Below are 19222 nucleotides of genomic sequence, written 5' to 3'. Positions count from 1 at the left end.
TCTATCTTGTAAAATGGATCTCTTTGTAACCAAATACTGTCGCATATCCTCCAAAGGTATTAACACCCATAACGGGTTGGTTAACTTACCTTCGGCAGATGCAGTATATGATCCACAAGCCTTATATGCACATTTGCATCTCAGTTATCCTAAGTTTTTTAAGATGGGTACACTATGCAAGTATGGTATTCTGGCAGGTGAATGGTTATTTGAGGAGAATCCGCTTTCATATGCTTCAGCAGAGATTGGAATCATCCTTTCCGGACAACATGGATCTCTGGATACAGATGAACAGTTTCAGCAGACCTTACAACCAGATAATTTTTTCCCAAGTCCTGCGCTGTTTGTATATACACTGCCTAATATTGTAATGGGTGAATTATGTATCCGATACAAAATCAAAGGAGAGAATCTATTTACTTTATCATCTGTACCAGATTATGATTTACTTTGCCAATATACAACAGAATTGTTTCTTCAGAAGAGGATCAATGCCAGCTTGGTAGGTTGGCTAGATTATTACCAAAAACAACCCGATATTTTGCTGGTGTGGGTGGAAACTACATCAGACACAAATGCTTTGCCGTTTAATTACAATACATTAACTAGTCTATATATATGAATACCCTGATTGAAGAGTTAAAGAATGATATCATTGAACAGTTGAATCTACAGGATATGACTCCTGCCGACATTGATGAAAATGCTCCTTTGTTTGGAGAAGGTCTGGGACTGGATTCAATTGATGCGCTGGAATTAATAGTGCTACTACAGAAAAAATACAAAACAAAGGTTAATAATGCAGATGAAGGCAAAGAAGTTTTCAAATCTGTACGCAGTATAGCAGATTTTATTCAAGCCAAACAGACCGCAAATTCATAATTGATGGAGGGAGAAGTCTTTGTATCAGGTATTGGGATGGTGTCTGCCATAGGAATGAATATTCCTGAAACACTACAATCACTTTATCAATCGAAAAGTGGAATTGGTGCTATTTCTATACTGGATACACATCTGGCTGATACACTTCCTGTTGGGGAAATCAAATATACAGACCCGCAGTTAAAGAATCACCTACACAATGCTTCCTCAAAAAGAACCTATTCCCGAACAACATTGCTTGCTATACAGGCCATGCAGGAAGCAACACAGATGGCAGAGCTAGGTTCTATCGAACGTAGTCAGGCAGCACTGATTTCAGCTACAAGCATTGGAGGTATGGATAAAGGCGAAATTTTCTATGCAGATTTTCTCAAGAATCCTGAAAAAGCAAATTACCGCTATGCTCGCGTACATGATTGTGGAAGTATTACGGAAGAACTAGCTGAACAGGCAGGCATTCAGTCATATATAGCAACCAGTAGTACAGCCTGTTCATCAGCTACCAATGCCATTATCCATGCTATACGTCTAATTCACCATGGCATGTATGATATAGTGATTGCAGGAGGAGCCGATGCTCTCTGTAATTTCACCCTTAATGGATTTCACTCTCTGATGATATTATCAGACGAACCATGCAGACCTTTTGATAAAAATCGTAAGGGACTTAACCTGGGCGAAGGAGCAGCATTTCTGGTGCTGGAATCCAAGCGTTCATTGACAAAATCCGGACGCAAGCCACTATGTCAGATCACAGGTTATGCTAATACCTGTGAGGCTTATCACCAGACAGCTTCTGCTCCTGATGGGTCAGGAGCTTATTCAGCGATGGTACAGGCCATGCAACGGAGTAAGCTTACACCAGCAGATATCAGTTATATCAACACACATGGTACAGCCACTCCTACCAACGATCTTTCAGAAGGCAGAGCAATTGAAAAGTTATTTGGTAAAAATGTACCACCATTCAGTTCAACCAAAGCCCTGACAGGTCATACACTGGCTGCTGCTGGCGGTCTTGAAGCGGTTTTATCCATTTTATCGATCAACCATAGCCTCATCTATCCTAATCTGAACTTTTCAGATCCCATGGATGAGCTAACAATCAAACCTGAAGTTGCCTTAGGTTCTTCTCAGACTATAAAGCATGTGCTTTCCAACTCGTTTGGGTTTGGAGGCAATAATTCTTCTCTTATATTTTCCAGATGTTAATTATTCTCTGATCTATTCTCACAAGACGTCTATCTGGGTAAATCTGATATTCATGAGCAAAATCTATATTAATGGTCTTTCCTGTATCTCGCCACAATCTACCTTAGATACCAGCTTTATGACGGGGAATGTAACCAATTCTACAACGCCCTATCTTCAATGTCAGGAACCTGTATATAAGACACTTCTCTCTCCTACAGCTATCCGCCGTATGGGACGTTTACAGAAAATGTCACTGGTTACAGCGATCCATTGCCTTAAGGATGCAGGTGTTGATATGCCTGATGCCATCATAACAGGAACGGGACTAGGCTGTCTGGAAGATTCCGAGCAGTTTCTCACTTCCATCATAGAAAATACAGAGCACGCTCCACTCTCTCCTACCTCTTTTATCCAGTCTACTCATAATACAGTAAGTAGTCAGATTGCCATTCATTTAAAATGTACGGGTCCTAACTATACATATTCTCAACGTCACTTTTCGTTTGAGTCGGCCTTGTTGGATAGCATACTGATGCTAAAAGATCAGAGTTGCACCACTATTCTTCTCCACTCAGCAGATGAAATGACACCCAATATTTATGAAATTATACATAGAATGAATATCTGGCCTGCTCCTATTGGAGAAGGTGCAAGCAGTTTATTACTTTCATCACAACAGTCTTCTCAATCCTATGCAGCTATTGAGTTCATCAAACTACACTATGGCAAGATGGATGAGACATCAACACTTCACTGGATACAAGATTGTTTGACACTTCACAGAATAACTCCAGATTCCATAGATGTTGTTATTCAGGGTAATTACAGCATTTCATTATCATCCCTGATACCTGATGCTACCTATGTTCAATACAAAAATTACACAGGTGAATACTTTACAGCTTCAGCGTTTGCCTATTGGCTAGGTGCACATAGCATAAAAAATCAACAGATTCCAGAACATTGCATCAAAACACAAGGAAAAAAAACTTCTGTCAGAACAGTATTGATTTATAATCAGATTGACCAGAAATACCATTCGCTAGTCTTATTGGTACAACCAGAGTCCACACAAGAATAAACTGAGGATGTAATAGATACCTGTTTATTTTATTTTTCAGACAGCCCAATACACCTATATTTGCTATAGGAATTATCCTTCTTATTCTAATCTACTTGTCTGATAGCTATTTTCTTAGCTCTTTTGCCTTCTGATTATTTCATTTATGCTATTTCGGAAAGTTCAACTTGGGTATCTGATAGTGCTTGGCGGCATTCTTGGGTTATCCCTGTTCTATGACCTAAGAATACTGTGGGCAGGAGTTTTAGTAAGTATATTTTATGTGGCAGTTATTATCTATGGATCTTTCAGAATGGATGCCGGTTTGTATGCAAAGGCAATATGTAAAGCTAATCGTCCTTCTACTATATTTACATTAAGCTTTGACGATGGACCTGATCCTATTTATACCTTACAAATTTTAGATATACTGGAAAAATACAAAGCTCGGGCTATCTTCTTTTGTATTGGACATAAAATAGAAAAGCATCCAGATATACTAAACGAGATCAGAAACAAAGGCCATCTCATTGGAAATCACAGTTACAGCCATACTACAAAACATGGCTTTTTAAGTGCAGAAGCCATAGAAGCCGAAATTCGACAGACAGAAAGTCTTATTAAAATAACCACAGGTCATTCCAGCAAGTTATATCGTCCTCCCTTTGGAGTCACAAATCCACGAATAGCAGGTGCTATAAAAAGGTATGGCCTAAAACTTGTGGGATGGAATATCCGGTCTTTTGATACTGTGGCTAAAGACCCACTATCCATTATGCACCGAATACAAAATGTGCAGGCAGGAGATATAGTGCTATTGCATGACACCATTGTGCATACAGCTACTGTTCTGGACGATTTTCTAAAACTAACCACAGCCAAAGGTTTACAAGCAGATATTATACCTGAACTTATTCACGAATGAACATATTCTCAAGCCTCCTCCTTTTTGTTATTCTTGCCTGTTTCTCTTTTGTATCACAAGATGATCCTTATCAGCCAATGAAGGAGATACAGACGTTTAAGACTAAACTCAATCAGACTAATCAGTCTATATCTTCCATGAAGTGCAACTTTGTTCAGGAAAAACAACTCTCTTTTCTGGCACAGAAAGTTATATCCAAAGGAAATCTGAGTTATAAAAAGCCTGATAAGATGAAAATTGAATATACTACCCCATTTGTATATAGCATGTCATTATACAACGGAAAAGCCTATGTAAAAGACAATGATAAGGTGAGCAAGTTTGATACACGCAGCAACAAACTATTTAAATATATCAATGATCTGATGATTCAGTCTGTACAGGGCAATATCCTGGACAATCCGGACTTTGTTATCAATTATCAGGAAAATAAATCTCTTTTTCTGGTTGATATGACCCCAAAAGATAAATCCATTCAGGAATATCTTGACAAAGTGAAGATATTTGTTCAGAAGTCCAGTTATCAGGTAGTAGCTGTTGAAATAAGCGAAAAAGGGGGTGATTATACCCACATTAACTTTATTAACCGGGTTTATAACAACAACTTGCCAGATGAAGGGTTTATTATTAAATAGTATTATAGTCCTTTGTCTGATTCTATGTGGTTGTGGAAGGCATCCCTATAAAAATAGTATTCAGTCATCAGAACAAAGCTCTTTTACCCTTCCGAATGGCATTGTTCAGGATACAGCTGTTTTTTACAAAACGAGTGTACGTACCTATGGCAAATCACTGAGTGGAATCTTAGGGCTACGAAAAAAGAATAATACATTGCTGGTAACCTTCTTTTCAGAAATGGGGTTACGCTTTTTTGACATCAGCATCTCCAAAGATACCTTTGAAGTAAAAGATTGTCTGCCACAACTACGTTCCAGAGCGGTCATTCAGACTATTGTATCAGACCTTAGAACTGCTTTTTTGTGGGATACGGATTTATATACTCATAAAACCCTATTTTATCAAAACAAAAGACCGATTATTCGGTTTACATACAAAAACGACTGGATCTTTGCAGAACCGGGATCAGACAATACTTTGACAAGTATTGCCTATACCTATGGAAGAAAATACAAATTAAAATATACAATCCACTATACAGAGTATGCAGGCATATATGCCCGTCAGATTCTGATTAAACATGCTAACTTCAATCTCGAGATTCGCTTATCTCTATTCAAATTTACGTAACGCTTCATGTTGATTAACAATTTATACACCATTCTCCAGTTTGATCATCAGGAGAAAATAGAAGTATCTGCCCAAATCAACGTATCTCATCCTATTTTCAAAGGGCATTTCCCCTCTATGCCCATACTACCCGGTGTATGTATGGTTCAGCTGGTAAAAGAACTGATTGAAAAAGTACATCCACATCAGACTCTTCTCACTCATGCTGGCAACATCAAATTTCTGTCTGTTATTAATCCGGAAATAAATGATAAAGTAAAAGTTACAATTGAAATCAGGAATTCAGACACAAATAACATTACTTTTACATCGTATATTAGTCAGGATCAAACAATTGTTTTTAAGTTTACAGGCCAATTGCAAAACATCTGATGCATTCTACCAGTGAAAACATATCAGTAAAGTTTGATCAGCACCAATGTTGTGTGATTATTCCTACCTATAATAATGAGAAAACACTTGCCGAAGTGGTTAGTGGTGTACTGGACTATACCTCACATGTCATAGTTGTAGATGATGGGTCTACTGATAGTACCTCCTCTATACTCTCATCTTTTTCTCAGATTCAGGTAGTCAGGCATGCTACCAATCAAGGTAAGGGAAAAGCGTTACGCACAGGATTTGCTGCAGCAGTTACCTCTGGATATACGTATGCAATCACTATTGATTCGGATGGGCAACATATGCCGTCCGATTTAGGTATATTTCTGGAAAAACTCGAAACACATCCACACAGCATTATTATAGGTGCCCGCAATATGGACCAGCCGGGTATACCTGGTAAAAGCAGCTTTGGCAATAAGTTTTCCAATTTCTGGTTTTATGTAGAAACAGGGCTCCAGCTTCCGGATACACAATCCGGTTACCGACTTTACCCAATTCAGGATTTGCAGAATATTCGCTTCGTTACCCGTAAATTTGAATTTGAAATAGAAGTGATGGTAAGGGCAGTATGGAATGGTATCAGTGTTATTCCTGCTCCTGTCAGTGTCTATTATCCACCTGCGGGTGAACGAGTTTCTCATTTTCGCCCTTTTAAGGACTTCAGCAGAATCAGTGTATTGAACACTGTGCTGGTTACGATTGCCCTACTTTGGTACCATCCGTACTCATTCATTAAAAACTTCTCGCTAAGCGGTCTAAAAAAAAAAATAATTGAGGCAACATTGGCTTCTCATGAGTCGGCACATACCAAAGCACTATCTGTTGGGTTTGGCTTGTTTATGGGTATTATTCCTGCCTGGGGTTACCAGATGTTGCTGGCAGTTATTCTGGCAAAGTTGTTTCGCCTTAATAAAATACTGGTACTTCTGGCTTCCAACATCAGTATTCCGCCCATGATCCCTGTTATTCTTTATTTAAGTAATCTGGCAGGTGCTCTGGTTTTGGGTAATTCAACTAAAATTATCTTCTCAACAACTATTACCCTGGCAGAAGCAAGTCGGTATCTCTACCAATATCTTTTAGGAAGTGTACTACTCGCCGTTCTGGCAGGCGGGCTAGGATATATTTTGTCAGTGGGTATCTTCAAACGAATAAACAAGCAAACATTTGCCTGAAAGGATCTAATACATGGATAGAATTTTTGTATGGATATATGAGTTCTTCAGAAAGCGAAAATACATTTATTTCACTATACTTATCTCTGCATTTATACTACTTGCTTTCTTTGCATCCAGAATCCGTCTGGAGGAAGATATTTCCAAGATGATACCCAATGATGGCAAGATCAGTAATTATCATAGTACCTTATCCAAATCCAGATTTTTGGATAAGATAGTTGTTAGTATTTCCATGCAGAAAAACACATCTCAGGATACGCTGATTCAATGTGTTGACCTATTTATCGCAGAACTTCAGGCTTTTAATCAGAAAGATTCTCTGATTGCAGAAATAAAAGCATCTATTGATGATACCAGACTTACAAAGGTATATGATTTGTTGTATCGGAACCTACCTATGTATCTGTCAGATCAGGATTATCTTTCACTAGATAGCCTGACAACTGAGCAGGGAATTCAGAAAGCAATAGAAGCCGATTATCATAGATTAATTTCTCCCTCCAGTTTTGCTCTCAAGAATACAATCCTGAAAGATCCTTTAGGAATAACCTATTCGGCACTATCCAAGCTTCGGGTTTTACAGGCGGATGAAAACTTTGTATTACATAAAGGCTATATCTTTAAGAAAGACCTAAAAACTGCTCTGGTTTTTATTTCTCCACGAAACTCAACTTCAGAGACTCACCTTAACAACCAAATGGTTGAGCAGATCAAACAAAGCCTCAACAAGATATCTGATCAACACCAAGATGTATCTGTACAATATTTTGGTGCTACGGCTGTAGCTGTAGCCAATGCAACCCAGATACAAAAAGACATAAAGGTTACAGTATCTATTGCTGTTGTAGTTATAATGGTTACGCTCTTTTTATTCTATCGTAACTACCTTACCCCTATTCTGGTATTGGCACCCGTTGTTTTTGGTGTATTATTCTCACTGACAATGGTTTATTTCATCCAGGGGTCGCTGTCAGCAGTAGCCTTGGGAGCAGGTGCAGTTATATTGGGTATTGCGATTGACTATGCATTCCATGTTATTGCTCATTATCAGCATACTTATTCGGTAAAAGACGTGATCAAAGACATCACTTTTCCTATGCTGATAGGTAGTTTGTCTACTGTGGGAGCCTTCTTCAGTCTGTACTTTGTAAAATCAGAAGTTCTGAAGGACTTCGGCCTTTTTTCAGGTTTCAGTCTGATCGGAGCTGCTTTATATTCTCTTATCTTTTTGCCATTCCTCATTGAGAAAACATCCGGATGGCAGTATAACATAAAAAGTCTCTCGTTTCTGAATAAGATCCCTTTACTTGATTGGATATTGTATAAACCTGAGCGGAATAAATACATTGCAGGAGGTATTATACTACTCACCTGTATTCTTTTTTACTATTCCGACAAGGTAGGCTTTGAAAGTAATCTGGCAGCTTTGAATTATATGCCAGAAGAATTGCGAAAGGCAGAACAGGATCTTTATCATACCGCGAACAAAACAGAAAAAAATATCTATCTGATTGTTCAGGGAGAAGACCTGAATGAAGCAATTGCCTTTCAGGAACAGACCTATACCAAAGTAGATAGCCTTCAGAAAGCAGGTCTTATCTCACATTATTCAGGCATTACCGGATTAATTCCTTCTCAGACACTCCAAAAACAACGTATCCAAAAATGGAAGGCTTTCTGGACACCCGAAAAGATCGCATTTGTTAAGAAGCGCATTCTGAGCAGCTCTGCACAGATAGGCTTTAAACCTGAAACCTTTCAGGAATTTTATAAAGTACTGGATACACAGTATACAAACATTTCGGAAGGAGATCTAAACTTTTTGACCAGAAATTTACTATCTGATTATATGTATCAGGATTCTACAGGAGTATACACACTGGCTTCCATACAAATAAAAAATCAGAATCTAAATAAAATTTCTCAAGTACTGGATAATAAAAAGTATCTCACAGTTATTGATCGTCAACTGCTTTACAACAAGTTTGTAGAAATTATCAAGCAGGATTTTGATCAGATTCTTCTCTCCTGCTCACTACTGGTATTCGTAATCCTTCTGGTCTCATATGGTCGCATTGAACTTACAATGGTTACATTTATACCTATGCTTATCAGTTGGGTATGGATACTAGGCTTTATGGGTATTTTTGATATACGCTTTAATATTGTCAATATCATCATTTCAACCTTTGTATTTGGTTTGGGAGACGACTATGCCATATTTTTTACGGATGGATTGAAATCGCACTATGCAGAAAACAAAGAAAACCTACCTTCTTATAAGATCTCGGTCTTTCTTTCAGCCTTTACCACAATTGTGGGTATGGGTGTACTTATTTTTGCCAAACACCCAGCTCTCCAATCCATCGCCCTCATTTCAATCATTGGTATTCTGTGTGTGCTGGTTATTTCATATACAATGATCCCTTTGTTATTTAAATGGATCATTACAGATCGCACCAGTAAAGGTTTACGTCCGCTTACCTTGCTGGCACTGATACGCACACTGATGGTATATATCTATTTTCTGGCTGGATGTCTGTTGCTTGTAGCAATAGGGCACTTATTATTTACATTATTCAGGCTGCAAAAGAACAAATCTGTTATGACAGGCTATCATAGCCTGCTTATGTACTTTGTCAGATCCTTGATATATGGGGCCTTCTTTATTCCCAAAAAGACCAGCAATCCAGATCAGGAAATATTCAAAAAGCCCGCCATTATTATTGCCAATCATCAGTCTTTTCTGGATATCTTGTTACTACTTACCCTGTACCCTAAGATTATTTTATTTACCAATGACTGGGTATGGAACTCTCCGTTTTTTGGAAGCATTGTAAAGATGGCTGGTTTTTACAATGCCAGTCATGGGATTGAGTCTAGTATAGACCATGTCAGAGAGCTGGTGGATGATGGGTATTCGATTGCTATATTTCCGGAAGGCACCCGTTCTGAAGACTATACTATGCATCGATTCCATAAAGGAGCATTTTACCTGGCCGAAAAACTGGAACTTGACATAGTGCCTGTTGTACTACATGGCACAGGAGAAGCCATCCATAAAAAAGATTTCATTCTTGAGGTATATCCATTAACGATTTCCATACTCCCTCGTATTACCCCCGCCAACATGACTTATGGCGACACATATCAGGAAAAAGCAAAACAAGTACGACGGTATATGTCTCAGCATTATAGTATGTTGGACAAGACTCAACCAATGTCTGTATTGTCTGGTAAAATACTTTCTTCTTATCTATACAAAAGTCCTGTACTGGAATGGTATTGTCGCATAAAAACTTCACTGGAACATCATTACTCTCAATTTGATAAACTGATACCAGATCAGGCAACTATCCTGGATCTGGGATGTGGATATGGATTTCTGGATTATTACTTATCCCTCCGTTCTGAAGAAAGAAAAATTATAGGCGTGGATTATGATGAAGATAAAATTAGCATAGCTACCCACTCTTATCTGAAAAATGACAGACTATCCTTTATTGCTCAGGATGTACTGACCTATAACTTACCAGATACAGATATTATTTTGCTGCTGGATGTACTCCACTATCTTCCTCCAACAGATCAGCAAACATTGATTTTACGCTGTATACAAAAATTATCTCCGGGAGGTATGCTTGTGATACGGGATGGCAATAAAGAAGATGTGGCCAAACACAAGAATACTCAGCTAACAGAAATATTCTCAATCAAGATATTCCGATTTAACAAAAGTGTACATAAGGAGGTACATTTTTTGTCGGCAACAGATATTCAAACAATGTTAGCTACAGAAAATGTAGACATACAAATAGTAAAGGATTCTGATCATACCTCCAATGTGATTTATAAGATTATCAAAAGATGAGTGATACCACAAAAAAATACGATCTGGTTGTTATTGGGAGCGGGCTTGGAGGCTTGTTATGTGCATACATATTTGGAAAAGAAGGATACAAAGTATGCGTGCTGGAGAAAAATAATCAGATTGGAGGAAGTTTACAGACCTTTGTACGAGATAAACAAATATTTGATACGGGTGTTCATTATGTAGGTGGGCTGGATAAAGGCCAGCCTCTGCATACATTCTTCTCTTATTTTGAGTTAATGGATAAGCTCAAAATTGTCCGAATGGATGAGAATGGATTTGAGAAAATCACCTTTGGAAAAGAAAAAAAGGCATTCTTTTATGGGATGGGATATGAAAATTTTAGTCAAACCATGAAAGGGTATTTCCCAAACGAAGCAGATGCGATAGACAAGTACTGTCTTGATTTACAATCAACCTGTGCAGTATTCCCAATGTATAATGCAGATGATGCAGATGACTCTGTCACTACTGAACTTCTCCAACTCAGTGCAATTGATTATTTCAAAAACCTCACCTCCAATACTGAACTTCAGAATGTACTCGCAGCTACCAACTTATTATATGCGGGTGTATCTGATAAAACACCTTTTTATGTACATGCTCTGGTAGTCAACTCCTATATGGAAAGTGCCTATCGGTTTATTAATGGTGGTGGGCAGATTGCCAATTTATTGGCACGATCAATCAGAGCCCAAGGAGGTGTAATTGTCAAATATGCAGAGGCAGAAAAAATCATCACCAACGAGGAGGAAGCACTGTATGTTCAGACAAAAGATGGCAGACAGTTTTACGGAAACTATTTCATTTCAGGCATTCATCCTGCCTCCTTAATGGATATGCTGGATACACCTAAAATCCGAAATGTATACAAAAACCGGATTAAAACACTTGAAAATACCACTTCTATCTTCATTCTTAACCTGATTCTGAAAAAGCATACCATTCCCTATCAAAACTATAATATTTATCATTACGACCATTGGAATGTATGGGATACCTTCCAGTATGATGAGCATGAATGGCCTTTGTCCTATGCTGCCTTTTATCCTGTCCACAAACAAGAAAGCCCCTTCGTAGACTCTCTTACTGTAATGGCATACATGCGCTACGACGAAGTAAAGCCGTGGGAAAACACATTTAATACCATTTATCAGAAAGGCTCCAGAGGCGAAAGCTATGAGCAGTTCAAAGAAAAAAAATCAAAACAACTGATCCGGAAACTTAGTGAGAATATCTCAGGTCTGCAAGAGGCCATTATAGGTTATTACGCCTCTACACCTCTTACTTACCGGGATTACATTGGGACCAAAGAAGGCTCTATTTATGGTATTCTTAAAGATTACCATGATCCGATCCGAACGTTTATTGCACCACGTACCCGCGTCCGTAATGTACTGATTACCGGACAAAATATGCACATGCATGGTATTTATGGGGTTACAGTATCTGCTGTTAAAACTTGTGCAGAAATTTTTGGAAGATCTTATCTGATGAGTAAGATAAAAGCCTGCAAAGCAACTCCATCAACAATCTGATTTATTTCTTCTGAAGCTAAAAGCTATTTTACCTTCAGAAGAAATAAATCCCTATTATTAGCCGTCTGGATATAAAATCCACGAACCTCCTGCCCTTTCCAGTTAAATTTAACGAAGTATCCCATCAATTTTCCATTTGATCGCAGTTCGTTATCCTTTAGTTTTATATCTTTTTCACTATTTGCTCGCCTCTGCCATCCATACCCCATCCACTCTTTGGGGATCAACGTAACATTGTCCCACTCTATTCGCCATACAGTTCCTTTCTGATCATGTGCAGAAGATTTCCATTGGTATTCCCCATCGTACTCACTAGGATGGCGCAAATCCTTCTCCAACATTGCAAATGGGACTCTGTCAATATCCAATCCTGAAACTTCTCTGGGAGGCAATTCCAAGCCTAGTTCTTTCCCTGTAAGCTTGTAACCCCCTTTGGACGTTTTTGCAACTACATCTGTTTTTTTATCTTTCTCTGTACTGGTATTTGTAGAAACAGATGCTACAGGCGTTGGCGTTTCCTTTTTGGGAGTAGAGGTTTCAGTCGAAACTGTAGTTGGAGCAGGCTTTTTTTCATCAGTTACTCTCTCCTGAGTTGTGCTTTTTGCAAGGACAGGAGGTGGCTCATCCAATATTTCAATATATCCATCACTATATAAGATAGTAGAAACTTCTTTAGTAGGAACGGAGAACGTAGCCCCATTGGGAGATTGATATTTCTTATATTTTATCTCCTTGGATGAAATTTCTACTACAATTGCATTAATGACAGACTTATCTTTTTTCTGAATCTTATCAGGTCCTTTTTGCTGAGCATTTGCAAAGCAGAATGAGAGTAGAAATAAACAAGTTATAAGTAGTTTCTTCATTTTTAGTTAGGAGATGATAACAGATTTTTTTTCTTAAGAGCAGAATACCTCTTAGCTAATACCTTATTGTTGCGTAAGTTTTTTAAAAAGAACTCTTCATTATAAACCACAAAACTTTTATTCAGTTGCTTTGAAAGAAGTGCTTTCTCTACATAGAGCATCGCATCATTGGTATTATTCCTTGTATCGTATACACACGCCAATCCGTATAAAGCTTCAGGAAATTCTGATGTATGCAGAAGTGCTTTATTAAACTGCATAGTAGCAAGAGAATCCTGTTTCATTTGCAAATATAGAAAGCCATAATCTGTATAGAATACAGTTTCTTTCCCATTTTCAACAGAAGCATTATATTCAGAAAAGTCTTTTAATGCCTTTTCATAATTCTGAGCCATAACAAAACTCAGTCCTCTGCGATGTTTCGTATCTTTCAAGGTGTTGATACTATCAATTCGTAATACAGTTGTATAGTTTTTAATTGCCTCCCCATATTCCTTTTTAAGATAATAAGCATTTGCTATTGCATAACGATAGGATGGGTTCTCCGGAAAATATTCTAATGCTTTGGATATATTTTTTACGGCATCTTTCAAGTTATTCTGAGCAAGAAATGTAATGCCACGATAATAATATGCATCACTAAAGTCTGGTACATATTCTATTGCCTTATCAAAAGCTTTTATTGCGTCTGGATAAGCCTTAGTATTATAATGACATTGGCCTACACCATGATATACCTCTGCCAATTGTGATTTCAACTTTGTTACCAGATTCTTATTATCAGCTTTCTGAGCTTTTTTCAGGTCGGGTTGCAAAATAGTAATTGCATTCTGATAAAAAGAAAAAGCTATTTTAAAATTGGTTAATTTTTGATAGGAATCACCTGCACCTTTATAAGCCTCTATATAGTTTTTGTTTTGTTTAATAGCCTGATCAAAACATTGAATTGCCTCATTATAACGGCTTAACCGATATAAGGCAAGTCCTTTTTTATAATACACTTCAGGAAATACTGACGTAAAACCTATAGCCGTATTATAATGATCGATAGCAGTTTCAAATTCCTGTCTGGAAAATAAAACTTCTCCCTTTTTGAACCAAGCCAGGCTATTTTTAGGGCGAATAACAATTGCATTTCGAAAGAACTTTTCTGCTTTATCCAATTGTCCCTCCTCCAAAGCTTTCACTCCCCCATCATACAATGTTTTGCTTTTCCATTCAATAGACTTTCTGGATACAGAATCAAGACCTAGCTTTTCAGATTCAAAGAAATCTTTAGCTGCCTCTCTATACTTTTCCAGATCAAACCGGACAAGTCCTCGCTGAAAGTAAGCCAGTAGTAATGTACTATTTAAAGAAATAGCCTTACTGAAACTCTTATCTGCATTCTGATATTCAGTAGTTGATTGTTCTGTTGCGGCTTTCTTAAACTCCAACAAACCTTTTTCATAAAAAACTTCAGCGTTTTGCGTTAATCCTAACTGATCTGTTTCTCTGATTAGCTTTTCATACTCCTCAATAGCTCCTTTCAGATTACTAGTGTTCTTCTTTAGCAGAACCTTTTTGGTTATAATTGCAACCCTTTCACTATGCGTCTCTCTTCCCAAAGGAATATTTGCCAAAGCTACATCATAATCGGTAATAGCCCCTATGGCATTTCCATTCTTCTCCAGATAATCCGCACGTATCAGCCTTGCTTCCTGATAATACGCATCTATTTCTATTGCTTTGTTAAAATCTTCCAGTGCTCGTTCCTTGGCTTTACGATCAGAAGAAAGCAAATAGGCTTTTCCTCTTAACAAGAAGAACTCAGGATAATCAGCTATTACTTTACGTTTTTCCTTGATCTTTCTATCACACTCTTCTATTGCATCCGCAATTTTTCCTGCTTCGATCCTGTTCCGAACAGAAGATATATCATTTACACGCTGAGAAAGAGGTTGCAGCTCGCGTGTTATAATATCAGTAGCCTGTGGTTTCTTCTGTACAGCCTTCTGATAAAAATCCATAGCAACTTCATACCTTCGCTCTTTTTTTGCCCTTTCAGCCTGAGCCATATACGATTCATATGTACGGATACTTAGTTCCTTTTTCACACGAATTAACTGAACCAGAGGAACAGTATTAAATGGATTTAATTCCCTTGCTTTTTTATAAGCTGTTTCAGCTTCTTCAAACTCCTGATTGGCATATAATTGATTAGCATGGGTAATGGCTTGTTTAAATTCTTCTTCCAGTTTCTTTTTAGACTCTTCCTGAAGAGCCTCATATTCCTTGATAGCCAGTTCCAATCGATCGGAAGAGGCAACAGCTTCGGTATTTCCAGATGCACTCAATTGTGTAGTATCTGCGGCTATAGCAATATCAGAGAGAATAAGAATGTCATTATCTGTAGATTCAATAGGGAGAGAAGGGTCAAAAAAACGAATCCCACTGATAAAGGTATACCATCGGTTGCCTCGCTTTTCAGCTCTTAGTAGTGCAATCCGTTGCCGCACCGGATAGGACAGTTGCTTTTTTCTATCCTTCCTGGAAAACTGGCATTCAAAAAACACCTTAATGTATAAATAATCCTTCTTTTTCAGGTGAGAAACCTGAAAATTGGATAATGTAATAGTAGGATCAATATCCTTCTCATACAGAATATCCAGTGTATTCAGGTATTTATCCGCAGGTAGATCTTTTGTATGACCCAATTGGTTTTCAGGATCTATATCATCTTCAATTACAGCATCTTTGCTATAAAAAATCTGATTTCTTGATGGAGAATAACTATTCTCAATGGCCTCCTTTAGTTCATTGGGAGCATTTTCGGCAAAAGCAACAAAATTTAACAGGGACTGATACGCTTTAACTGTTTCCTTTGCCTGATAAGTAATTTCGGCTGCCTCTTTTACTGTAATTTGCTCCTGCGCCTGCACAAACACAACCTGGCTTATAAACAAAAGTATAGCCAGAACATAATGTAATTTCATTCTACAATGACAATTCATTCTTCTAATCCCAGTAAAGCCCTTATTCTTATTGTTTACGAGTTTCCACTACACCTACATCTGCTAAAAATACATCCCAAACTTTTTTGGTTACACCTTCCTCATCTTTGTCGTATAATTTCAGAATAACAGTTGCATTACGTTCTGTAACGTCTCCATAAACCATTACATCATCTTTAAAGCCTTTAAAAGTCTGAACAAAGGAAATTACAGCATAATAATTTCCATCCTGTCCTTTTCTAAACTCAGAAGCGTAGCTTATATCAGCAAATTCTAGTTCTACTTTTGAATATTGTGAACTTCTTGTCAATAATCGATCGAGATATCCTCTGATTTTATATTTATTCTTTACTCCTGTATTAATATTGGAAACCTCAACACGTGCATCTTCATTCACAAATAAGCCTGTAGTCAGATCTATGGTCTTATTTGCCTTTTCCCTGGAAGTATTTACATCTGTAATAATTTGAAGATTTACGGTAAACTCGTCTGTTTTAACCAATGCTTTATTTTTAAATTCTTCAAACTGCTCTGGAGATAATCCATAGGTATCTTTAGCAGGAGTATTACCAGATTGAGCTGTATTGCCTGAGGCAACTGTAGGTCCACCTCCAGTAGCTTTTTCATTTGTATTATTCTTGGTCGATACAACTGTCTGATTGACAGATGATGTATTTGTAGCTACCCTTTCTTTCTCAACAGGAACTGATTTCTCTGTAAATAATCCGTCTACCTGCTTTTTAACTGATTTTAATACAGGAGCAGCATCATTTGGAGTAATCAATAACTCATGTTTGCCATCTTTGTAAAGAATTACTACCAGTTTGGACTTCTCAAGTGTTTGTGTCTGACCAGTCAAAAGGTTTTTAAACTGAAGGCTTTCAGAGTTATTATCTCCTATTGAAGATTTGATGACCTGTTGATCTTTCGTGATTATGATATCAAAATTACGTGGCGTTGCAGTTGCAACAGAAGGCATTGCACCAGCAGCATAAGAAGCATCTACAGGAAAAACTATATAATTGCCACTTTCACTAAAAACCATCAATATTTCATCTGGTTCTAGTACCCGGTCAGGACCTTTCAAATTCTGCAACGATTTATATTTTACCCTCTTATCACTTACTTCTATTAGTTTGCACTTTAATGCACTTTCATCACTCTGATAGATTACATCCTGTGCATAAGCAGGTAAAAGGAATAAGAAGCTGACAATAGTTACTAGTGGTTTCATATGGGGTGGGTTACGAGATAAGCAATCGGAAAGCTTTAATAAACTACAAATAGTACTCGTTTTGAATCAAACAAGAGTAAGTTTTATTAGAGATTCCCCTATATTCTTTACATTACAAATAGTTTACAACAACGACACATCCATTTTTCCTTTATAAGATTACAGAAAAATGTAAAATACTTAAAAACAAATATATAAAGGCAATATTTAAATATATAGACATCTTTTGAATATTCAATCATCTATTACAAAAATTCAAATCAAAATCATTTTCGGTTACAAAACTGAGATATTTAGTAGCAGGACTTCCCTATTTATACTTGTAAGCCTTGTAAGGTTACTCAACTTTTTAAACTTTTTTTTACTGTCTGCAAAATTCATATCCCAACCATACACATCCATCTGAATTCTGATCTATCTGGATCAGGTTTAGATTGTTGATTTCAATAGCATTCTATCTGCTTGCAACCATTCAAGTATTTGAAGTGTCACCTATAGGCAAAGTCTTTGTACATACATCATACTCATTACAACCTCATGTATTCAAAAATTGCCATTCTTTCAAGCCTAGTGCTAGCTATGTTCTTACTTTCCTGTAAGAAAGAAAACGACTCCCATATACCTCAACCAGGAAAAGGAGTATTCATTGATCATGGATTTATTCCGGTAGCGATTGAAATCAATCCAAGTGCGGATATTCAGGAGGCTATCCATTCTACCAATAAAGTATTTGTTGCAACATCTGATGGAATATGGAAAAACGATCTCACAACAAAAGCATGGAGTCGTTCGGGATTGGAAGGTAAACGCATCACATTTATTTACAAACATCCAACCATTGATAAAAAATTCTTTGCTGGGATATCTCCTGACTCTAACGAGAAAACTCTTTATGTCTCAACAGATGAAGGTCAAACATGGACAGCTGTAGAGAGCCCAGTATATAGTTCACTGGAGTCTATGTATGAGGTCTATGTTTGTATGGCCATTCATCCGGCTAAACCCAACATTGTGTTTGCCAATCTAATGGGTGGTACTACCATTGCCGTATCCAAAGATGGAGGTAATACATGGCATAGAAATAATTATGCAGAGGACTCGAATTTTTCATACCCTTGCCCTATTGCAGTTATTCCTGGTAACACTGGAAAAATATATCAGGGAGCAGAGGCTCCTTTGGATGATGCATGGCTAGCGACCTATGATATTAACACTACAGATCCAGTTATGCTTTCAAATTTTCAGAAAGTAATAGATATGGATATCTGGGAAAATCGCCGTCCCAATGAACTGGCAACATTTCCCTATACGCCTAATACTTTATATGTAGGACAGGAAGGCGCATTGTCTAAGGTAACCGGGAACCAATCTGTGTTTATTTATAAATCAGATGAAAAATCCACATTCCCTTATTCGTATATTGAGGGTATATGGGTAGATCCAGCCAATACCAAACATATTCTGTTTGGAGGAGCAGTCAATGGGGAACAAACTACACTTTCACTTTATGAGACACAAGATGAAGGCAAAACAGTTGCTCACATTTCTGATAAGTTAGGTATGACAGAACCGCAGGTGAGAGAGATTATTGCAACGGATTCTTATCCTGCTATTCTTATTAAGGATGATATACTAAAGAAAGCCAGATTAGTACTTTATAAGAATCAGTAACCTCACTTATTCGATTAACTCCTCCCTCTAAAAGCTAAACGATCTGGTACAAAGACTTTGCCTATTGGAAAAACAGTCATACAAAAAAACCCCAATCCAATTTTTTATTGTATGGCTGTTTTTCTTTTTTATAATGTACCATTACACAACACTCTGAAAAAAATATAAATCTATCTAT

Annotated in this window: 15 protein-coding genes; 12 read left to right on the top strand and 3 right to left on the bottom strand. The window is 37.4% G+C overall.

Annotated features, from left to right (window positions below; all coding sequences use genetic code 11):
- Positions 1-13 precede the first annotated feature (13 nt).
- From QNI15_RS30350 to QNI15_RS30300, 11 genes are all read left to right on the top strand, one after another.
- Entirely contained in the window at positions 14-622 is a 609-nt protein-coding gene (locus QNI15_RS30350; protein ID WP_314035452.1) for a hypothetical protein, read from the top strand.
- Positions 619-882 carry a phosphopantetheine-binding protein gene (locus tag QNI15_RS30345; RefSeq protein WP_314035450.1) on the top strand — a complete coding sequence of 88 codons (264 nt, stop codon included), beginning with the start codon at positions 619-621 and terminating at the stop codon, positions 880-882. Before QNI15_RS30350 ends, QNI15_RS30345 begins: the two co-directional genes overlap by 4 nt.
- 3 nt (positions 883-885) lie before the next feature.
- Entirely contained in the window at positions 886-2094 is a 1209-nt protein-coding gene (locus QNI15_RS30340) for a beta-ketoacyl-[acyl-carrier-protein] synthase family protein (RefSeq protein WP_314035448.1), read from the top strand.
- 52 nt (positions 2095-2146) lie between these two features.
- A complete protein-coding gene (locus QNI15_RS30335; RefSeq protein ID WP_314035446.1) occupies positions 2147-3157 on the top strand; it encodes a beta-ketoacyl synthase chain length factor in 1011 nt (336 codons plus the stop codon).
- 145 nt (positions 3158-3302) lie between these two features.
- Positions 3303-4061 carry a polysaccharide deacetylase family protein gene (locus QNI15_RS30330; protein WP_314035445.1) on the top strand — a complete coding sequence of 253 codons (759 nt, stop codon included), beginning with the start codon at positions 3303-3305 and terminating at the stop codon, positions 4059-4061.
- Positions 4058-4696: a LolA family protein gene (locus tag QNI15_RS30325; RefSeq protein WP_314035443.1), complete on the top strand. Its 639-nt coding sequence runs from the start codon at positions 4058-4060 to the stop codon at positions 4694-4696. The genes QNI15_RS30330 and QNI15_RS30325 overlap by 4 nt, the downstream gene beginning before the upstream one ends.
- Positions 4674-5309, top strand: coding sequence for a hypothetical protein (locus tag QNI15_RS30320; RefSeq protein ID WP_314035441.1), 636 nt, complete (start codon positions 4674-4676; stop codon positions 5307-5309). The genes QNI15_RS30325 and QNI15_RS30320 overlap by 23 nt, the downstream gene beginning before the upstream one ends.
- A 6-nt stretch (positions 5310-5315) precedes the next feature.
- Positions 5316-5681, top strand: a complete 366-nt coding sequence (locus tag QNI15_RS30315) for a hydroxymyristoyl-ACP dehydratase (protein ID WP_314035439.1) — start codon at positions 5316-5318, stop codon at positions 5679-5681.
- Complete coding sequence (locus QNI15_RS30310; RefSeq protein WP_314002152.1) at positions 5681-6868, top strand: DUF2062 domain-containing protein; 1188 nt, start codon at positions 5681-5683, stop codon at positions 6866-6868. Before QNI15_RS30315 ends, QNI15_RS30310 begins: the two co-directional genes overlap by 1 nt.
- Positions 6869-6881: 13 nt before the next feature.
- Complete coding sequence (locus QNI15_RS30305; RefSeq protein WP_314002150.1) at positions 6882-10742, top strand: MMPL family transporter; 3861 nt, start codon at positions 6882-6884, stop codon at positions 10740-10742.
- Positions 10739-12280, top strand: coding sequence for a phytoene desaturase family protein (locus tag QNI15_RS30300; RefSeq protein WP_314002148.1), 1542 nt, complete (start codon positions 10739-10741; stop codon positions 12278-12280). The genes QNI15_RS30305 and QNI15_RS30300 overlap by 4 nt, the downstream gene beginning before the upstream one ends.
- A gap of 23 nt (positions 12281-12303) precedes the next feature.
- Here the strand turns inward: QNI15_RS30300 and QNI15_RS30295 are convergent, their stop codons facing one another.
- The 3 genes from QNI15_RS30295 to QNI15_RS30285 are packed head-to-tail and all read right to left on the bottom strand — an operon-like array spanning position 12304 to position 17373.
- Positions 12304-13146, bottom strand: coding sequence for a hypothetical protein (locus tag QNI15_RS30295; RefSeq protein WP_314002146.1), 843 nt, complete (start codon positions 13144-13146; stop codon positions 12304-12306).
- Positions 13147-13148: 2 nt separating this feature from the next.
- The gene (locus tag QNI15_RS30290; RefSeq protein WP_314002144.1) at positions 13149-16121 is read right to left on the bottom strand and encodes a tetratricopeptide repeat protein; all 2973 of its coding nucleotides are present in this window, start codon (positions 16119-16121) and stop codon (positions 13149-13151) included.
- A gap of 46 nt (positions 16122-16167) precedes the next feature.
- Positions 16168-17373, bottom strand: a complete 1206-nt coding sequence (locus QNI15_RS30285; RefSeq protein ID WP_314002142.1) for a hypothetical protein — start codon at positions 17371-17373, stop codon at positions 16168-16170.
- A gap of 537 nt (positions 17374-17910) precedes the next feature.
- Here QNI15_RS30285 and QNI15_RS30280 point away from each other — a divergent pair.
- A complete protein-coding gene (locus tag QNI15_RS30280; RefSeq protein WP_314002140.1) occupies positions 17911-19044 on the top strand; it encodes a hypothetical protein in 1134 nt (377 codons plus the stop codon).
- Positions 19045-19222: the final 178 nt, after the last annotated feature.

It is taken from the genome of Xanthocytophaga flava, assembly GCF_030068545.1.
Taxonomy (GTDB): Bacteria; Bacteroidota; Bacteroidia; order Cytophagales; family 172606-1; genus Xanthocytophaga; species Xanthocytophaga flava.
Note: the sequence above shows the minus strand (reverse complement) of the source record. Positions and strands in the feature narration are given on the sequence as shown.